Below are 18567 nucleotides of genomic sequence, written 5' to 3'. Positions count from 1 at the left end.
TAAACTACCGTATCGGGGCGGTCAGAAACCGCCCCCCGTCATTACTCGCCTTTAGCCGCTTTGAAAGCTTCAGCCATTGCGTTAGAGAAGTTGCCTTCTTCCTGTTTGTTGTTAACAGTTGCGATGGCGTCTTTCTCGTCAGCTTCGTCCTTAGCACGTACGGACAGGCTTACAACGCGGTTCTTACGGTCAACGCCGGTGAATTTAGCTTCAACTTCGTCACCTACGTTCAGAACCAGAGTTGCATCTTCAATGCGGTCGCGAGAGGCTTCAGATGCACGCAGGTAACCTTCTACGCCGCCTGCCAATTCAACTGTAGCACCTTTGGCGTCAACTGCAGTGACTTTACCAGTAACAATAGCACCTTTCTTGTTCATAGACAGGTAGTTATTGAACGGGTCTTCAGCCAGCTGCTTCACGCCCAGGGAGATACGCTCGCGCTCTGCGTCAACTTGCAGAACAACCGCAGCGATTTCGTCGCCTTTCTTGTATTCACGTACTGCTTCTTCGCCTGCAACGTTCCAGGAGATGTCAGACAGGTGAACCAGGCCGTCGATGCCGCCGTCCAGGCCGATGAAGATACCGAAGTCAGTGATAGACTTGATTTTACCTTCAACGCGGTCGCCCTTGTTGTGGGTCTCTGCGAACTGCTGCCATGGGTTGGATTTGCACTGCTTCAGGCCCAGGGAGATACGACGACGTTCTTCATCGATGTCCAGAACCATCACTTCCACTACGTCGCCCACGTTAACAACTTTGGACGGATGGATGTTTTTGTTGGTCCAATCCATTTCAGAAACGTGTACCAGACCTTCAACGCCTTCTTCGATTTCTACGAAGCAGCCGTAATCAGTCAGGTTGGTTACACGACCAGTCAGCTTGGTGCCTTCTGGGTAACGTTTCGCGATAGCAACCCATGGATCTTCGCCCAGCTGTTTCAGGCCCAGGGAGACACGAGTACGCTCGCGGTCGAACTTCAGCACTTTAACAGTGATTTCATCGCCAACATTGACGATTTCGCTTGGGTGCTTAACGCGTTTCCAAGCCATGTCAGTGATGTGCAGCAGGCCGTCTACGCCGCCCAGATCAACGAATGCACCGTAGTCAGTGAGGTTCTTAACGATACCTTTGACTTCCATGCCTTCCTGCAGGTTTTCCAGCAGTTGATCGCGCTCAGCGCTGTTCTCGGATTCGATAACCGCACGGCGAGAAACGACAACGTTGTTGCGCTTCTGATCCAGCTTGATGACTTTGAACTCAAGCTCTTTGCCTTCCAGGTGCAGAGTGTCACGTACCGGACGCACGTCAACCAGGGAACCTGGCAGGAACGCGCGGATGCCGTTCAGCTCGACGGTGAAGCCACCCTTCACTTTGCCGTTGATAACACCGGTTACAGTCTCAGCTTCTTCGTAGGCTTTTTCCAGCGTGATCCAAGCTTCGTGACGCTTAGCTTTCTCACGGGACAGCAGGGTTTCACCGAAGCCGTCTTCAACAGCATCCAGAGCAACGTCAACTTCGTCACCAACCTGGATTTCCAGCTCGCCCTGGGCGTTTTTGAATTGCTCAGCCGGGATGGCAGACTCAGATTTCAGACCGGCGTCAACCAGTACGATATCTTTGTCGATAGCAACAACGACGCCACGAACGATGGAACCCGGGCGGGTTTCGATTTCTTTTAAGGATTCTTCAAAGAGTTGAGCGAAAGATTCAGTCATGTTGTTAATCTTCAGGGTTCTTTAGTTTAACGTCCATTTAGCGTCCCGCCGAATGGGGTTGTTTCACATACCCCGCCATTGGCTCCATGCCGACAGGGTTTAAGGTTACAGGGGTAAAATTTTACCCGATATATTGCGATACCGCTATGACAAATATGACAAAAAGCCAATAGCGCCGCCGCGCTTATTGCTGCGGCAACGCCAACACTTTCTGTGCATACGTCAACGCCTGCTGGATCACTTCTTCGATCGACATGCTGGTAGAATCCAGCACGAGGGCGTCAGAAGCAGGCACCAGAGGCGCGATAGGCCGATTACGGTCACGGTCGTCCCGTTCCTTTATCTCGGCTAAAAGACGTTCAAAGTTAACATTAAAGCCCTTTTCCTGCAACTGCAGCATGCGGCGGTGTGCGCGCTCCTCCGAGCTGGCGTCGAGGAAAATCTTGACCGGCGCGTCCGGGAACACCACCGTGCCCATATCGCGACCGTCGGCAATCAGGCCGGGCGCTTCGCGGAATGCGCGCTGGCGGCGCAGCAACGCCTCGCGCACGCGAGGAAACGCCGCCGCTTGCGACGCGGTGTTGCCGACGGTTTCGGTGCGGATCTCATTGCTGACGTCCTCACCTTCCAAAATCACCTGCAGCTTGCCGTCCTGGGCAACGAAGCGAACATCGAGATGTGCGGCCAGCGGAACCAGCGCTTCCTCAGAAGTGATATCCACCTGATGATGCAACGCCGCCAGCGCCAGCACGCGATAGATCGCGCCGGAATCCAGCAAACGCCAACCAAGGGACTCGGCCAACGCTTTACACAGCGTGCCTTTGCCTGCGCCACTTGGTCCATCAACGGTTATCACCGGGGCTGTAGCCGTCATTTCTCTCTCCTTCAGGTAGAAAACCTCACAGAGACACGGCGCGCTTCGACTCGAAGCCCGTGCGCTCTGCCACCTGCCCAATCAGGGGCAAATACGGTGGCGTATTATACGCTGCCCTACGGCAATCTGTTACCCTGGAACTGTCCGGTTGTTGAAAATAAGCGCACAACCGCGAAAAAGTATAGAAGAAACGCCGGTCGCCGAAGGTTAAAAACGATAAAGGCCCACAAAGGGGCCTTAAAATAAACGATTTGACGGGTTACTACGCCGGCTGGCTGATGCGCGCCAACTGCTCGAAATAATCCGGGAAGGTTTTCGCGGTGCATTTCGGATCGAGAATGGTGACCGGGGTATCCGACAGCGCCACCAGCGAGAAGCACATCGCCATGCGGTGATCGTTGTAGGTACCGATCTCGGCAAACTGCAGTTTGGCCGGCGGCACGACGTGAATGTAGTCTTCGCCCTCGTCCACTTCCGCCCCCACTTTACGCAGCTCGGTGGCCATCGCCGCCAGACGGTCGGTCTCCTTCACCCGCCAGTTGTAGATATTGCGGATGGTGGTCGGCCCCTCGGCGAACAACGCCGCGGTGGCGATAGTCATCGCCGCGTCCGGAATGTGGTTCATGTCCATGTCGATGCCGTGCAGTTCACCGCGGCTGCACTCGATGAAATCGTCGCCCCAGGTGATGCGCGCGCCCATTTTCTCCAGCACATCGGCGAACTTGGTATCGCCCTGCACGCTTTTGCGGCCGATGCCGGTCACGCGCACGGTGCCGCCTTTGATCGCCGCCGCCGCCAGGAAGTAGGAGGCGGAAGAAGCGTCGCCCTCAACCAGATAATCGCCCGGCGCGATATACGTCTGGCGCCCCTGGATATGGAACACCCGGTAGTTGTCGTGGCTCACCGATACGCCGAAGGTACGCATCAGATGCAGCGTGATGTCGATGTATGGCTTGGAAACCAACTCGCCCTTGATGTGGATCTGCGTATCCTGCGGCGCCAGCGGCGCGGTCATCAGCAACGCGGTCAGGAACTGGCTGGAGACGCTGCCGTCAACGGTGACGTCGCCGCCCAGGAAGCCGCCGCGCAGGCGAATCGGCGGGTAATCGGTCTGCTCGAGATAATCAATCTGCGCCCCGCCCTGGCGCAACGCGTCCACCAGATGGCCGATCGGGCGCTCTTTCATGCGCGGTTCACCGGTCAACACCACGTCGCCTTCGCCGAGGCACAGCGCCGCCGCCAATGGGCGCATCGCCGTACCGGCGTTGCCGAGGAACAGTTCCAGCGGCTGGCCGGCCACCAGCGGCCCGGCCACGCCGGTCACTTCGCACACGGTACGATCGGCGGAAAGTTGATAGTTCACACCCAACGCCTGCAACGCGTTCAGCATATGACGCACGTCGTCGCTGTCCAGCAGGTTAGTCAGCCGGGTCGTGCCTTTCGCCAGCGCCGCCAGCAGCAGAGCGCGGTTAGAAACGCTCTTCGAGCCGGGTAAGTTGACGGTGCCATTGACCAGGGCGACCGGTTGTAACGTCAGGGAATCCACCATGTGAACAAAACTCTCCAATTCTGATAAACGAAACGGCTCCGGAATAATGCCGGAGCCGCTTTAATGCAAAAGGACAACAGCCTGAGGCAGCCCGCGCCTGGCGGGCTGACGGAATCAACCGTGACGACGTTCGAAGTCGGCCATGAAGTCGGTCAGCGCCTGCACGCCGGCCAGCGGCATCGCATTGTAAATAGAAGCGCGCATGCCGCCAACTACCCGGTGGCCTTTCAGCGCCTGCAGGCCGATGGCCTCGGCTTCGCTGAGGAACACTTTGTCCAGCGCCGCATCGGCCAGTTGGAACGGCACGTTCATCCACGAGCGGTTGGCGATGGCCACCTGGCTGCGGTAGAAGTCGGATTTATCGATGGTCGCGTACAGCAGCTCGGCCTTGGCCTGATTGCGTTTTTGCATCTCCACCAGGCCGCCCTGCTCTTTCAGCCATTTGAACACCAGCCCGGACAGGTACCAGGCGAAGGTCGGCGGGGTGTTGAACATCGAATCGTTCTCGGCCAGCACGGTGTAGTCGAGGATCGACGGCACTTCTTTGCGCGCCTTGCCCAGCAGATCGTCACGCACGATCACCAGCGTCAGGCCGGCCGGGCCGATATTTTTCTGCGCGCCGGCGTAAATCACGCCGAAGCGGCTGACGTCGAGCGGGCGGGACAGGATGGTCGAGGAGTAATCGCCGATCACCACTTTGTCGCCGAAGTCCGGCGTTTCATCGATGGCCACGCCGTCGATGGTCTCATTCGGGCAATAGTGCACATAAGCCGCGTCGGCGCTGAGTTGCCACTCTTTCATCGGCTTGATGCCGCTCAGGCCGTCGATGCGGGTTTTCACGTCGATGACGTTGGGAGCGCAATACTTTTCCGCTTCCTTGATGGCGCTGTGCGCCCAATAGCCGCCGTCGATATAGTCGGCGGTAGCCTTGTCGCCCAGCAGGTTCAGCGGCAGAGCGGCAAATTGTGCGCGGGCGCCGCCGTGGCAAAACAGCACCTTATAATTGGAGGGGACTTTCAGCAGATCGCGCAGATCCTGTTCCGCCTGCTCGGCAACGGCGATGAATTCTTTGCTGCGGTGACTGATCTCCATCACTGACGTGCCCAGGCCGTGCCAGTTGCACAGTTCCTGTTCCGCACGACGCAACACTTCCACCGGCAGCATCGCCGGGCCAGAGCTAAAATTATAAACCTGAGTCATTTCCCCTCACCACATTCACTGTTCGCCGCAGAAAAGCGACCTGTCGAAAAGATGCCCGAAGTTAACGCTCGCGTTAACCAACCCATCGGTTTTATCACTCACGCCCCATGGCTGCAACGCTTATTCGCCCGCCGGCGGCAAACGGTCTCGCCGGGTGATGACAGGCTCTGCGGCCATCGCGATTGTTTGGACGATAAAACCCTGCGACATGGGGAAATTCAGCGGGTTAACGCGGTGCTTTATGCTGTATTCAGCCGAGATGGCTGCGGGAACCCGGTCGGCCCCCGCAGGAGAGAAAACGATCAGTACTGATTGAACATCTGCTGGATTTGCTTCGCGTCTTTGGCTTGCGTCAGCGCGAGCTGCAGCAAAATGCGCGCTTTTTGCGGATTCAGCGTGCCGGCGGCCACGAAGCCGTACTTGGCGTCGTCCACTTCCGCATCTTCGGTAGTGGCGCCGGTCGGTACGCGCGAAGAACGCACCACCGCCACGCCGTTGTGTGCCGCCGTCGCCAGTGTGTCGAACACCGTTTTATACAGGTTGCCGTTGCCGACCCCGGCGCTGACGATGCCCTGGTACCCTTCGGCGATCAGCGCCTTGACCGGCGCATCGGAGGCGTTGGCGTAGTTGTAGATGATGCCGACCTTCGGCAGTTCGTTCAGCTTGCTGACGTCGAACGGCGTATCGCGGGTATGCTTGCGCTGCGGTGAGCGCTGGTAATCGACCTCGCCGTTGTGGATATACCCGAGCGGGCCGAAGTTCGGCGACTGGAAGGTCTGCACGGCGGTGGTATTGGTCTTGGTGACGTCGCGCGCGTCCAGCACGGTGTCGTTCATCGCCACCAGCACCCCGCGGTTGGCCGATTGCGGATCTGCCGCCGTCACCACCGCATTATACAGGTTGAACGGGCCATCGGCGCTCATCGCCGTCGCCGGCCGCATCGCCCCGACAAGCACCACCGGCTTGTCGCACTTCACCGTCAGATCGAGGAAATAGGCCGTCTCTTCCAGCGTATCGGTGCCGTGGGTGATGACGAAGCCGTCGGTTTTGCCGCAGTCGGCGTCAATTTTCTTCACCAGCGTCAGCCAGACCTGATCGTTCATGTCCTGCGAGCCGATGTTCACCACCTGTTCCCCCTGCACGTTGGCGATATCTTTCAGCGCCGGCACCGCATCGACCAGCGCCTCGACACCCAGCTTGCCCGCGGTATAGTTGGATTTCGTCGCCGAATCGCCGCCACCGGCGATGGTGCCGCCTGTCGCCAGCAGGGTGATGTTGGGCAGCGCCAGCGCCGAGGCGCTGACGCCGGTCAACAAGAGGGTTAACACGCTGAGTTTCACTGATTTCATTAGATTTCTCCGTGACAGATAACTCGCTGAATTATGGCCTTTATCCTTAAAAAAACTGTGACTTTGCCACCGCTTTAGGAATACGTGGAGCTCCAGCGTAAAACCCCGTATCATTGCGCGTTTTTAGTACGCGCAAAAAGTGAAGACAATGACGCAAACTTTTATCCCCGGTAAAGACGCCGCTCTGGAAGACTCCATCGCCCGTTTCCAGCAGAAACTGAGCGACCTCGGTTTCAACATCGAAGAGGCCTCCTGGCTGAATCCAGTGCCGCACGTGTGGTCGGTGCACATTCGCGATCGCGATTGCCCGCTGTGCTTCACCAACGGCAAAGGCGCCAGCAAAAAAGCCGCGCTGGCCTCCGCGCTGGGTGAATATTTCGAGCGCCTGTCCACCAACTACTTCTTCGCCGATTTCTATCTGGGCCGGCAGATCGCCGAAGGCGACTTCGTGCACTACCCGAATGAGAAATGGTTCCCGATCCCGGCGGACGATACGCTGCCGGCCGGCATCCTCGACGAGCGTCTGCACGCCTTCTACGATCCGCAGCAAGAGCTGAGCGCCAGCGATCTTGTCGATCTGCAGTCCGGTAATGCCGATCGCGGCGTGTGCGCGCTGCCGTTTACCCGTCAGTCCGACCAGCAAACCGTGTACATTCCGATGAATATCATCGGCAACCTGTATGTTTCCAACGGCATGTCCGCCGGCAACACCGCCAACGAAGCGCGCGTGCAGGGCCTGTCGGAAGTGTTCGAGCGCTATGTGAAAAACCGCATCATCGCCGAATCCATCAGCCTGCCGGCGATCCCGGTCGAAGTGCTGAATCGCTATCCGGGCGTGGTGGAAGCCATCGCCAAACTGGAAGAGGAAGGTTTCCCGATCCTCTCCTATGATGCCTCGCTGGGCGGCAACTACCCGGTAATCTGCGTGGTGCTGTTCAACCCGACCAACGGCACCTGCTTCGCCTCGTTCGGCGCGCACCCGGACTTCGGCGTGGCGCTGGAGCGCACGGTAACCGAGCTGCTGCAGGGCCGCAGCCTGAAAGATCTCGACGTGTTCACCGCACCGACCTTCGATGACGAAGAAGTGGCGGAACACACCAACCTGGAAACGCACTTCATCGACTCCAGCGGCCTGATCTCCTGGGATCTGTTCAAGCAGGATGCGGACTATCCGTTCGTTGACTGGAGCTTCAGCGGCAGCACGCAGGAAGAGTTCGCCACCCTGATGAGCATCTTCGACAAAGAAGACGCGGAAGTGTACATCGCCGACTACGAGCACCTGGGCGTCTACGCTTGCCGCATCATCGTGCCGGGCATGTCCGATATCTACCCGGCAGAAGACCTGCTGCTGGCCAACAACAGCATGGGCGCGCACCTGCGCGATACGCTGCTGGCGCTGCCGGGCAGCGAGTGGGAGCCGGAAGAATACCTGGCGCTGATCGAGCAGTTGGACGATGAAGGGCTGGACGATTTCACCCGCGTACGCGAACTGCTGGGTATTGCCAGCGGCAAAGACAACGCCTGGCATACCCTGCGCGTGGGCGAGCTGAAGTCGATGCTGGCACTGGCGGGCGGCGATCTGGATCAGGCGCTGATTTGGACCGAATGGACGCAGGACTTCAACGCCTCGGTGCTGAGCCCGGCGCGCAGCAACTACTACCGTTGCCTGCAAACGCTGTTGCTGCTGGCGCAGGAGCCTGAGCGCGAAGCGGCGCAATACTACACCGCGTTCGTGAAAATGTACGGCCAGGAAGCGGTGGACGCGGCCTCGGCCGCCATCAGCGGTGAAGAGCGCTTCAACGGGCTGTTCGCCGTCGATGCCGATCTGAAGGCGTTGCCGGCCCATCAGGCGCTGCTGGCGGCCTACGAGAAGCTGCAGGCGGCCAAGCGCCGTCACTGGGCCAAGGCCTAATCGCCATTGGGGGTACCGCCACTTTTGGGGTACCCTCCCCGGTCAAACGCCGCACTCCGCTGCGGCGTTTTCATTTTGCGGTTTATTTCAACGCATTCTGTTTTATTTTCCCGCAGGAAAATAGGCGGTTAAACGAGCATAAGAATAAATAAACCGGCGATTGTTGCCGGACGGTGAAATAATAATTAACCGATAATTAAACTTTCAGCACTGCACGGCGACAAAACGCCTAAAAATTTAACTTTGACACCCTCGGCACATCGGGTGAATTCAAAAAAAATTGCAAACATTAAAAAATTGTTTTTTGTTTAAATTCAATAAATTAACCATAAAAACCACACAGAAAACATGCCATTTTGGCGCTCTACTTCCCCGCCTTATGATCCAAATCAAATTTTCCCCTATACTGCTTTGCTAGTATCTCATTGCGTTGTTTTAACCCTTAAGAGCGAGAGTTAGTTTGAAAACTGACAGCCCATTCGATCTGATTTTACCTGCGGCAACGGCGAAAATCGCTGAAGATGCCGGCGTGTATAAAGCCACCAAACATCCGCTGAAAACGTTTTATTTGGCGATCACCGCCGGTGTCTTCATTTCCATCGCCTTCGTTTTCTACATCACGGCGACCACCGGCACCGCCGGCGTGCCTTTCGGGCTGGCGAAACTGGTCGGCGGCATCTGCTTCTCTCTCGGGTTAATGCTGGTGGTGGTATCGGGCGCCGACCTGTTCACCTCTACCGTACTTATCGTCATCGCCAAGGCCAGCGGCCGCATCAGCTGGGGCCAACTGGGCGCCAACTGGCTGAACGTTTATCTCGGCAACCTGGTCGGCGCGCTGTTCTTCGTGGCGCTGATCTGGTTCTCCGGCGAGTATATGGTCGCCAACGGCCAGTGGGGCCTGAATGTTCTGCAAACCGCAGACCACAAGCTGCATCACACCTTTATCGAAGCCGTCTGCCTCGGCATTCTGGCTAACCTGATGGTCTGCCTGGCGGTCTGGATGAGCTACTCCGGCCGTACCCTGACCGACAAGATGCTCGCCATGGTGCTGCCGGTCGGTATGTTTGTCGCCAGCGGCTTCGAACACAGCATCGCCAACATGTTTATGATCCCTATGGGCATCGTGGTCAAACACTTCGCCACGCCGGAGTTCTGGCAAGCCGTAGGGGCGGTACCTGAGCAATTCGCTCATCTGACAGTAAGCAACTTCATCATCGACAACCTGATTCCGGTCACCATCGGCAACATCATCGGCGGCGGCCTGTTGGTTGGGTTGACTTACTGGGTAATTTATCTGCGCGGGGGTCGCGAACAGCACTAAGCTGTGAGTTACCGCGTGCAGAGTTAGAAATCCACAATCAAAGGTAGGTGTACAATGACCGAACTTAACGAGAAATTAGCCAACGCTTGGGAAGGTTTCAGCAAGGGTGACTGGCAGAATGAAGTCAACGTTCGTGACTTCATCCAGAAAAACTACACGCCTTATGAAGGTGACGAATCCTTCCTGGCTGGCGCAACTCAAGCCACCACCACCTTGTGGGACAAGGTTATGGAAGGGATCAAACTGGAAAACCGCACTCACGCGCCGGTTGATTTCGACACCAACGTTGCTGCAACCATCACTTCTCACGACGCGGGTTACATCGCCAAAGAGCTGGAAACCATCGTAGGTCTGCAGACCGACGCGCCTCTGAAACGCGCGCTGATCCCGTTCGGCGGCATCAAAATGGTCGAAGGTTCGTGCAAAGTGTACGGCCGCGAACTGGATCCGCAGCTGAAAAAAGTGTTCACCGAATACCGTAAAACCCACAACCAGGGCGTATTCGACGTTTACACCAAAGACATCCTGAATTGCCGTAAATCCGGCGTGCTGACCGGTCTGCCAGATGCCTACGGCCGCGGCCGCATCATCGGCGACTACCGCCGCGTGGCGCTGTACGGTATCGACTTCCTGATGGCCGACAAACTGAACCAGTTCAAATCGCTGCAGGAAAAACTGGAAAACGGCGAAGATCTGGAAATGACCATCCAGCTGCGCGAAGAGATCGCTGAACAGCACCGCGCTCTGGCTCAGATCAAAGAGATGGCCGCCAAATACGGTTACGACATTTCCGGCCCGGCCACTAACGCGCAACAAGCGGTACAGTGGACCTACTTCGGCTACCTGGCCGCGGTGAAATCCCAGAACGGCGCCGCCATGTCCTTCGGCCGCGTGTCCACCTTCCTCGACGTGTTCATCGAGCGCGACATCAAGGCGGGCAAACTGACCGAAGAGCAAGCGCAGGAACTGATCGACCACCTGGTGATGAAACTGCGTATGGTGCGCTTCCTGCGTACTCCTGAGTACGATGAGCTGTTCTCCGGCGACCCAATCTGGGCGACTGAATCCCTGGCCGGCATGGGCGTCGACGGCCGTACCCTGGTCACCAAAAACAGCTTCCGCTTCCTGAACACCCTGTACACCATGGGGCCGTCTCCGGAGCCGAACATGACCATCCTGTGGTCTGAGAAGCTGCCGCTGAACTTCAAGAAATTCGCGGCGAAAGTGTCCATCGATACCTCTTCCGTACAGTACGAAAACGACGACCTGATGCGTCCTGACTTCAACAACGATGACTACGCCATCGCCTGTTGCGTCAGCCCGATGATCGTCGGTAAGCAAATGCAGTTCTTCGGCGCCCGCGCCAACCTGGCGAAAACCATGCTTTACGCCATCAACGGCGGCGTTGACGAGAAACTGAAAATGCAGGTCGGCCCGAAAGAAGCGCCGATGATGGACGAAGTGCTGGACTATGACAAAGTCATGGCCCGCATGGACCACTTTATGGATTGGCTGGCCAAGCAGTACGTGACCGCGCTGAACATCATTCACTACATGCACGACAAGTACAGCTACGAAGCTGCACTGATGGCGCTGCATGACCGTGACGTTTATCGCACCATGGCTTGCGGCATCGCCGGTCTGTCCGTTGCGGCCGACTCCCTGTCCGCCATCAAGTACGCGAAAGTCACCACCATTCGCGACGAAGACGGCCTGGCTATCGACTTTAAAGTGGAAGGCGAGTATCCACAGTTCGGTAACAACGACGCCCGCGTCGATGACATCGCCTGTGACCTGGTGGAACGTTTCATGAAGAAAATTCAGAAACTGCGCACCTACCGCAACGCGGTACCGACTCAGTCCGTACTGACCATCACCTCCAACGTGGTATACGGTAAGAAAACCGGTAACACCCCGGATGGCCGCCGCGCCGGTGCACCGTTCGGCCCAGGCGCCAACCCGATGCACGGCCGTGACCAGAAAGGCGCAGTAGCCTCCCTGACCTCGGTAGCCAAACTGCCGTTTGCCTACGCGAAAGACGGGATCTCCTACACCTTCTCTATCGTGCCTAACGCGCTGGGTAAAGACGACGATGTGCGGAAAGCCAACCTGGCGGGCCTGATGGATGGTTACTTCCATCATGAAGCCTCCATCGAAGGCGGTCAGCACCTGAACGTCAACGTAATGAACCGTGAAATGCTGCTGGACGCGATGGAAAACCCTGAGAAATACCCTCAGCTGACCATCCGCGTCTCCGGTTACGCCGTGCGCTTCAACTCGCTGACCAAAGAGCAACAGCAGGACGTCATTACTCGTACCTTCACTCAAACGATGTAATACGCCAACCGGGCGGGAAACCGCCCGGTGCCAACGACAGGGCCGGTTCTGCCGGCCCTTTTCTCCCACCGCTCTCCCCTGACTCTGTGCGAGTCTGTTTTGCCGGACATCTATACTGAATGGATAGCCGGCAAAACAGTTATCCGGCAACTGACCGGCCGACAGGCATCATTACCCCCGGTGGCGGCTCCACCCGCTGCTGCATCGCAGATACCTGGCCGGCGGCCACGCGCCTATTTTTAGACTGCGTTTGACAGTCAATATTGGAGAAAACCCCGCAATGTCAGTAACTGGTCGCATCCACTCCTTCGAATCCTGCGGCACCGTCGATGGGCCCGGGATCCGCTTTATCGTCTTCTTCCAGGGCTGCCTGATGCGCTGCCTCTATTGCCATAACCGCGACACCTGGGACACCCACGGCGGCAAAGAAGTGACCGTCGAAGAGCTGATGAAAGACGCGGTGGCCTACCGCCACTTCATGAACGCTTCCGGTGGCGGCGTGACCGCGTCCGGCGGCGAGGCGATCCTGCAGGCTGAATTCGTGCGCGACTGGTTCCGCGCCTGCCATGCCGAAGGCATCAATACCTGCCTGGACACCAATGGCTTCGTGCGCCGCTACGATCCGGTGATCGACGAGTTGCTGGACACCACCGATCTGGTGATGCTGGATCTGAAACAGATGAACGACGATATCCACCAGAATCTGGTCGGCGTCTCCAACCACCGCACGTTGGAATTCGCCCGCTACCTGGCGAAACGTAACCAACGCACCTGGATCCGTTACGTGGTGGTGCCGGGCTGGTCAGATGATGACAAATCGGCACACCTGCTGGGCGAGTTCACCAAGGACATGACCAACATCGAGAAAATCGAGCTGCTGCCCTACCACGAACTGGGCAAGCATAAATGGATAGCGATGGGGGAAGAGTACAAACTGGACGGCGTACATCCGCCGAAGGCCGAGACCATGGATCGCGTCAAAGGCATCCTGGAAAGCTACGGTCACAAAGTGATTTACTGATTGGCGCACGCCAAAAGAAAAAACCGGCTCATGGCCGGTTTTTTTATGCTCAGGCGGCGGCGAACGGCGTGTGGTGGTGATCCGGCTTCTGCTTTTTCAGCAGCATCAGCAGGTAAACCAGCGCTACGGCGGCGATCATCACGAACAGCACACGGTCGGAGTAGTTTTGCATCAGCAGCGCCGTCATCGACGGGCCCAGCAGGCTGCCGATGGTGTAACTCATCAACAGCGCCTGGTTCATCGCCACCAGTTCGTGCGGCAGCGCCTTCTCGCAGGCCCAGGACATCGCCACCGGATACAGGGTAAAGCCGGCGCAGCCGAGGATGAACAGCGAAGGCGCCATGGCGTAGTTGCCGAGCATCGCCACGCTGGCGAGGATCACCACGAACACCTGAATGCGCAGCACCAGCAGGCGCCCATAACGATCGGCCAAGCGCCCGACCGGCCATTGCCCAACGATGCCGGAGCTGACCAGCAGCGCCATCCAGTAACCGACGTTGGCGTCGCTCATGCCCTGATGGGAGAGATACAGCGGCATCAGACCATACAGAGAACCGAGCACGATGCCGGAAATGATGCAGCCGTTGATGCCGAGGCGCGCGCTGCGACGTCTTAACATTGTCCACACCGCCGCCTGCTGCGGCTCGTCTTCATGGCGGTTGACCCGCGCAAACAGCATTGGCAGCATGGCGCTGATCACGATCGCGGTCACCCACGGCACCACGTGCAGCAATTCGGTCGAGGTCATGCTCAACAGCAATTGCCCGGTCACCGTACCGAGGTAATAGACAATCATATAGGCCGCCAGCAGCTGGCCGCGGTTGCTCAGGTTACCGCTGCGCAACAGCGCGCTCTCCACGATCACCCAGATCCAGGCGCAGCCGACGCCGGCGAAGAAACGCCAGCCCAGCCAGCTCCAAAAATCGATCGACAGCACCATGCCGGCGGTCGCGGCGGCGAACACCAGGCAAGAAAGATGATAGCTGCGGGTAAAACCGACGCGCTGGATCAGTTTGCCCGCCACCAACGTGCCCAACAGGTTACCGCTGAAATAAGAGGAGCTGACCATTCCCACCTGCCAGGTTGACAGCTGAGCATGGGTTAACCAAAGCGGCACTAACGTATTCAAAACGGCAATGGATACCGTGAGCAGCAAAAGGCCGCAGAGCAATAGGAGCACTGGGCGGGAGTATGCGGACATAGTGAAATTGTGACCGAACGCGCAATGAGAGTGCGCGCATCATGCCACTGGCGATAAAAAAGTCAATCGCCTCTTATCATTCCACCGCACGATTTGTTTCCGGCTAACCGGCTGAAAAAGCGCTATGCTCAGCGCAGAGCGGATTTAACGATGAGGAGGCAAGATGGATCACGCAAATGATGCGGCGGTAGAAGCCCTGCTGGCGGATATCGGCAGCACGCACGGTGAGCTGCTGGCCATTGTGCAGCAGGTACGTCGGATCGCCGCGACGAGCGGCAGTGGCGTCACCGAATCGGTCAAATACGGCGGCATCATGTTCTCGCATACTCAATTTTTCTGCGGCGTTTTCGCCTACCGCAATCACGTCACGGTGGAGTTCGGCCACGGCTACCGGATGGCAGACAGCCATCATCAGCTCGAAGGCAACGGCCAGTATCGGCGGCACATCAAGCTCCACTCGTCCGGCGAGGTGAAAAGCAAACATCTTGCGGACTACATTCAACAGGCTTACGCGCTGACGACAGACTGAATTCTCAACATAAAAAAAGCGCCCGCAGGCGCTTTTTTCTCGTAGTTTGCCGTTTAGCCGATGTATTCCAGGCCGCCCATATAAGGACGCAACACTTCAGGCACCTGAATGCGACCGTCGGCCTGCTGGTAGTTTTCCAGCACCGCCACCAGCGTACGGCCGACCGCCAGGCCGGAACCGTTCAGCGTGTGGACCAGACGCGGCTTCTTGTCGGCCTTGCTGCGGCAGCGAGCCTGCATGCGGCGCGCCTGGAAGTCCCACATGTTGGAGCAGGACGAGATCTCGCGGTAGGTGTTCTGCGCAGGCAGCCACACTTCCAGATCGTAGGTCTTGCAGGCGCCGAAGCCCATGTCGCCGGTGCACAGCAGCACCTTGCGGTAAGGCAGGTTCAGCAACTGCAGCACTTTTTCCGCGTGGCCGGTCAGCTCTTCCAGGGCATCCATCGAATCTTCCGGACGGACGATCTGCACCATTTCGACCTTGTCGAACTGGTGCATGCGGATCAAACCGCGGGTGTCACGGCCGTAAGAACCGGCTTCCGCACGGAAGCATGGCGTGTGCGCGGTCATCTTCAGCGGCAGAGTTTCCTCTTCGACGATCTCGTCGCGCACCAGGTTGGTCAGCGGCACTTCCGCCGTTGGGATCAGCGCGTAGTTGCTGCTGTCGGCTTCTTCTTCCAGCGGACGGGTATGGAACAGGTCTTCGCCGAACTTCGGCAGTTGGCCGGTACCGTACAGCGTGGAGTGGTTGACCAGGTAAGGCACATAGGCCTCCAGGTAGCCGTGCTGCTCGGTGTGCAGATCCAGCATGAACTGGGACAGCGCACGGTGCATGCGGGCGATTTGCCCTTTCATCACCACGAAGCGCGAGCCGGTCAGCTTAACCGCGGCGGCAAAATCCAGCCCGCCGGCCATTTCGCCCAGATCGACGTGATCGCGCACCGCGAAGTCGTACTGGCGCGGTTCGCCCCAGCGGGTCACTTCCAGGTTTTCGCTGTCGTCTTTACCATCCGGCACGGCGTCGTCCGGCAGGTTAGGCAGCGTCAAGGCGTAATCGCGGATCTCGCTCTGCAGCGTATCCAGCTCTGCCTTGGCGGCATCCAGCTTGTCACCCAGCTCGTTCACTTCGCGACGCAGCGGCTCGATGTCTTCCCCACGCGCTTTGGCCGCGCCGATGGATTTCGATCGGGAGTTGCGTTCCGCTTGCAGCGTTTCAGTTTCTACCTGCAGAACTTTGCGGCGTTCTTCCTGCGAACGCAGCAGATCCAGATCGAGTTTAAAGCCTCGGCGAGCCAGTTTGACGGCGACTGCGTCTAGCTCATTACGCAGCAGATTGGGATCGAGCATGCTAATCCTGTGCTTGTTGTTATTGAAAGAAGTGTTGTTGTTCTATGCGGCTGATTTATAGCCGCATAAAAGAAGAGTGATACCCGCTAACCTTACCGCAACGGCCTCGCTAGCGGTAGCGTTTTGTCGGGCTATTTTGATCCTGCTCAGCCAGCCATGCCAACTTTTCGCCGATTTTCCCTTCAAGCCCACGCGAGGTCGGTTGATAGTAGCGTGTCTTGGCCATTTCGGGCGGGAAATAGTTCTCGCCGGCGGCGTAGGCGTTGGGTTCGTCGTGGGCGTAACGGTACTCCGCCCCCAGCCCCATCTCCTTCATCAGCTTGGTCGGCGCGTTGCGCAGGTGCTCCGGCACGTCATAATCGGCCTGCTCTTTGGCGTCGCGCATGGCGGCCTTGAACGCGGTGTAAACCGCATTGCTTTTCGGCGCGCAGGCCAGGTAAACAATCGCCTGCGCGATGGCGCGCTCGCCCTCTGCTGGCCCCACGCGGGTGAAACAATCCCAGGCGGCGATCGCCACCTGCATGCCGCGCGGATCGGCGTTGCCCACGTCTTCAGAGGCAATCGCCAACAGACGGCGCGCCACATAGAGCGGATCGCCGCCGGCGGTAATGATACGCGCATACCAGTACAGCGCGGCGTCCGGCGCCGAACCGCGCACTGATTTATGCAACGCGGAAATCAGGTCGTAATAACGGTCGCCCTTGTTGTCGAAGCGCGCACTGCGCTCGCCCGACACCTCCTTGAGCAGCTCCGGCGTCAGCACCCGCACGCCTTTGGCGTCGAGCTCCGCCATGTCTGCCATCATTTCCAGGCTGTTCAGCGCCCGGCGCGCATCGCCGCCCACCAACTCCGACAGCAGGCGGCGCGTTTCCGCGGGCAGCTCGACGTTCTGATTGCCAAAGCCGCGCGCCTTGTCGCTCATCGCCTGATCCAGCACCTGGCCGATATCTTCGGCGGTCAGCGCCTTCAGCAGGTAAACGCGGGCGCGGGACAACAGCGCCGAGTTCAGCTCGAACGACGGATTTTCGGTAGTGGCGCCGATAAAGGTGATGGTGCCGTCTTCGATGTGCGGCAGGAAAGCGTCCTGCTGGCTCTTATTGAAGCGGTGCACTTCGTCGACGAACAGGATGGTGCGGCGGCCGGCGTCGCGATTTTGCCGCGCCCGCTCGATCGCCTCGCGGATCTCCTTGATGCCGGAGGTCACGGCGGAGATCCGTTCGACATCCGCCTGACCGTAACGGCCGATCAGCTCTGCCAGCGTCGTCTTCCCGGTGCCCGGCGGCCCCCATAAAATCATCGAGTGCAGCTGCCCGGCCTCGATGGCGCGCGGCAGCGGCTTGCCGGCGGCCAGCAGGTGCTGCTGGCCGATATACTGCGCCAGCGTGGTCGGGCGCATACGCGCGGCCAGCGGCTGGAACTCGTTCTGGGAAAAATCGAGCGACAGATTATTACTCACTTGCACCTCACTGGCGCTGGTCGTCCAGCGTCACCCCCTTCGGCGGGGTAAATTTGAATTTGGCCGGATCGGCGGCAACGTTCTGCTGGCTTTTCAGCGTATAAGCACTACGCTGGCCATCCTGCTCCACCGCGGCAAAGCTGCGGATGGTGCCGCTGTTGGTCACGCTGATGGCGAATTGCTTCAGGTTGCCGCTGGCGGATTTCGGCGTCAGCTCGAAATCATCGCCCTTTTGCTTCACGTTGTACTGCTTCCAGTCGCTGGCGTTATTGCGGGTAATCAGCATAAACGGCGTATTGCCGGTGGCGTTCTTCAGCCAGGTCGCCGTCACCTGCTCGACGAACGGGTTGTAGAACCACAGGGTCTGGCCATCGGAAACCAGCACGCTCTCATCGGGTGACGTCATGTGCCAGTTGAACAGGTTCGGCCGCTTCACCCACAGCTCGCCTTCACCCTGTTGCACCGCGGCGCCTTCAGCGCTGGTCACGGTTTGCGAGAAGCTGGCGTGGAAACTGTTCACCTTCGCCAGGCGACTTTGCAGATCCTGTGCGGCATCGGCCAGCACGGAGGTAGAAGCGAATCCCGAAAGCAGACAGCAGGCAACTAACAGTTTTTTCATTATTCCAGATACCTTATGAAATGCGTTAACCGCAGGGCGACGCCGTGCGGGTCAATCAACCCTTTACTCCGTTACTTTACCTGAAGCCGGCGATCGGCCGGTAGGCCAATGTTCCGAGAAGAAACGGGTTTACGCTTC

At 58.3% G+C, this 18567-nt stretch carries 14 protein-coding genes; 5 read left to right on the top strand and 9 right to left on the bottom strand.

All coding sequences use genetic code 11. The features are described 5' to 3' along the window. Positions 1-41: 41 nt before the first annotated feature. From rpsA to ansB, 5 genes are all read right to left on the bottom strand, one after another. Positions 42-1715 carry a 30S ribosomal protein S1 gene (gene rpsA, locus ACSJLU_RS08500; RefSeq protein ID WP_004928267.1) on the bottom strand — a complete coding sequence of 558 codons (1674 nt, stop codon included), beginning with the start codon at positions 1713-1715 and terminating at the stop codon, positions 42-44. A 184-nt stretch (positions 1716-1899) separates the two neighbouring features. Next, complete coding sequence (cmk, locus tag ACSJLU_RS08495) at positions 1900-2589, bottom strand: (d)CMP kinase (RefSeq protein ID WP_028127992.1); 690 nt, start codon at positions 2587-2589, stop codon at positions 1900-1902. A gap of 262 nt (positions 2590-2851) precedes the next feature. Then, the gene (gene aroA / locus ACSJLU_RS08490) at positions 2852-4138 is read right to left on the bottom strand and encodes a 3-phosphoshikimate 1-carboxyvinyltransferase (RefSeq protein WP_043137680.1); all 1287 of its coding nucleotides are present in this window, start codon (positions 4136-4138) and stop codon (positions 2852-2854) included. A 114-nt stretch (positions 4139-4252) separates the two neighbouring features. Further along, a complete protein-coding gene (gene serC / locus ACSJLU_RS08485) occupies positions 4253-5338 on the bottom strand; it encodes a 3-phosphoserine/phosphohydroxythreonine transaminase (protein ID WP_033633446.1) in 1086 nt (361 codons plus the stop codon). A 302-nt stretch (positions 5339-5640) separates the two neighbouring features. After that, positions 5641-6687, bottom strand: a complete 1047-nt coding sequence (gene ansB, locus ACSJLU_RS08480; RefSeq protein WP_380825551.1) for an L-asparaginase 2 — start codon at positions 6685-6687, stop codon at positions 5641-5643. Between the two features lie 148 nt (positions 6688-6835). Here ansB and ycaO point away from each other — a divergent pair, with 148 nt between their 5' ends. From ycaO to pflA, 4 genes are all read left to right on the top strand, one after another. Further along, the gene (gene ycaO / locus ACSJLU_RS08475) at positions 6836-8599 is read left to right on the top strand and encodes a 30S ribosomal protein S12 methylthiotransferase accessory factor YcaO (RefSeq protein WP_380825553.1); all 1764 of its coding nucleotides are present in this window, start codon (positions 6836-6838) and stop codon (positions 8597-8599) included. Positions 8600-9059: 460 nt separating this feature from the next. Further along, positions 9060-9920: a formate transporter FocA gene (focA, locus tag ACSJLU_RS08470; RefSeq protein ID WP_019454548.1), complete on the top strand. Its 861-nt coding sequence runs from the start codon at positions 9060-9062 to the stop codon at positions 9918-9920. Positions 9921-9974: 54 nt separating this feature from the next. Continuing rightward, positions 9975-12257 carry a formate C-acetyltransferase gene (gene pflB / locus ACSJLU_RS08465; RefSeq protein ID WP_025302272.1) on the top strand — a complete coding sequence of 761 codons (2283 nt, stop codon included), beginning with the start codon at positions 9975-9977 and terminating at the stop codon, positions 12255-12257. A 280-nt stretch (positions 12258-12537) separates the two neighbouring features. Beyond that, positions 12538-13278, top strand: a complete 741-nt coding sequence (pflA, locus tag ACSJLU_RS08460) for a pyruvate formate lyase 1-activating protein (RefSeq protein WP_016928325.1) — start codon at positions 12538-12540, stop codon at positions 13276-13278. Positions 13279-13327: 49 nt separating this feature from the next. Here pflA and ACSJLU_RS08455 read toward each other — a convergent pair whose 3' ends face one another. Next, positions 13328-14479, bottom strand: a complete 1152-nt coding sequence (locus ACSJLU_RS08455) for an MFS transporter (protein WP_033637849.1) — start codon at positions 14477-14479, stop codon at positions 13328-13330. A 163-nt stretch (positions 14480-14642) separates the two neighbouring features. Here ACSJLU_RS08455 and ACSJLU_RS08450 point away from each other — a divergent pair, with 163 nt between their 5' ends. Next, positions 14643-15008: a DUF1801 domain-containing protein gene (locus ACSJLU_RS08450; RefSeq protein ID WP_147823326.1), complete on the top strand. Its 366-nt coding sequence runs from the start codon at positions 14643-14645 to the stop codon at positions 15006-15008. Between the two features lie 53 nt (positions 15009-15061). Here the strand turns inward: ACSJLU_RS08450 and serS are convergent, their stop codons facing one another. The 3 genes from serS to lolA all read right to left on the bottom strand — a co-directional run bounded on the left by serS (position 15062) and on the right by lolA (position 18429). Then, positions 15062-16354 (bottom strand): serine--tRNA ligase, encoded by a 1293-nt coding sequence (serS, locus tag ACSJLU_RS08445; protein ID WP_342096704.1) that lies wholly within the window; start codon positions 16352-16354, stop codon positions 15062-15064. A 109-nt stretch (positions 16355-16463) separates the two neighbouring features. Further along, the gene (locus tag ACSJLU_RS08440; RefSeq protein WP_049204286.1) at positions 16464-17750 is read right to left on the bottom strand and encodes a replication-associated recombination protein A; all 1287 of its coding nucleotides are present in this window, start codon (positions 17748-17750) and stop codon (positions 16464-16466) included. A gap of 67 nt (positions 17751-17817) precedes the next feature. Beyond that, positions 17818-18429 carry an outer membrane lipoprotein chaperone LolA gene (gene lolA, locus ACSJLU_RS08435; protein WP_015377319.1) on the bottom strand — a complete coding sequence of 204 codons (612 nt, stop codon included), beginning with the start codon at positions 18427-18429 and terminating at the stop codon, positions 17818-17820. Positions 18430-18567 lie beyond the last annotated feature (138 nt).

This window comes from Serratia bockelmannii, assembly GCF_051803255.1.
Classification (GTDB): domain Bacteria; phylum Pseudomonadota; class Gammaproteobacteria; order Enterobacterales; family Enterobacteriaceae; genus Serratia; species Serratia bockelmannii.
The sequence above is the reverse complement of the archived record's forward strand: the minus strand, read 5'-3'. Positions and strand labels throughout refer to the sequence as shown.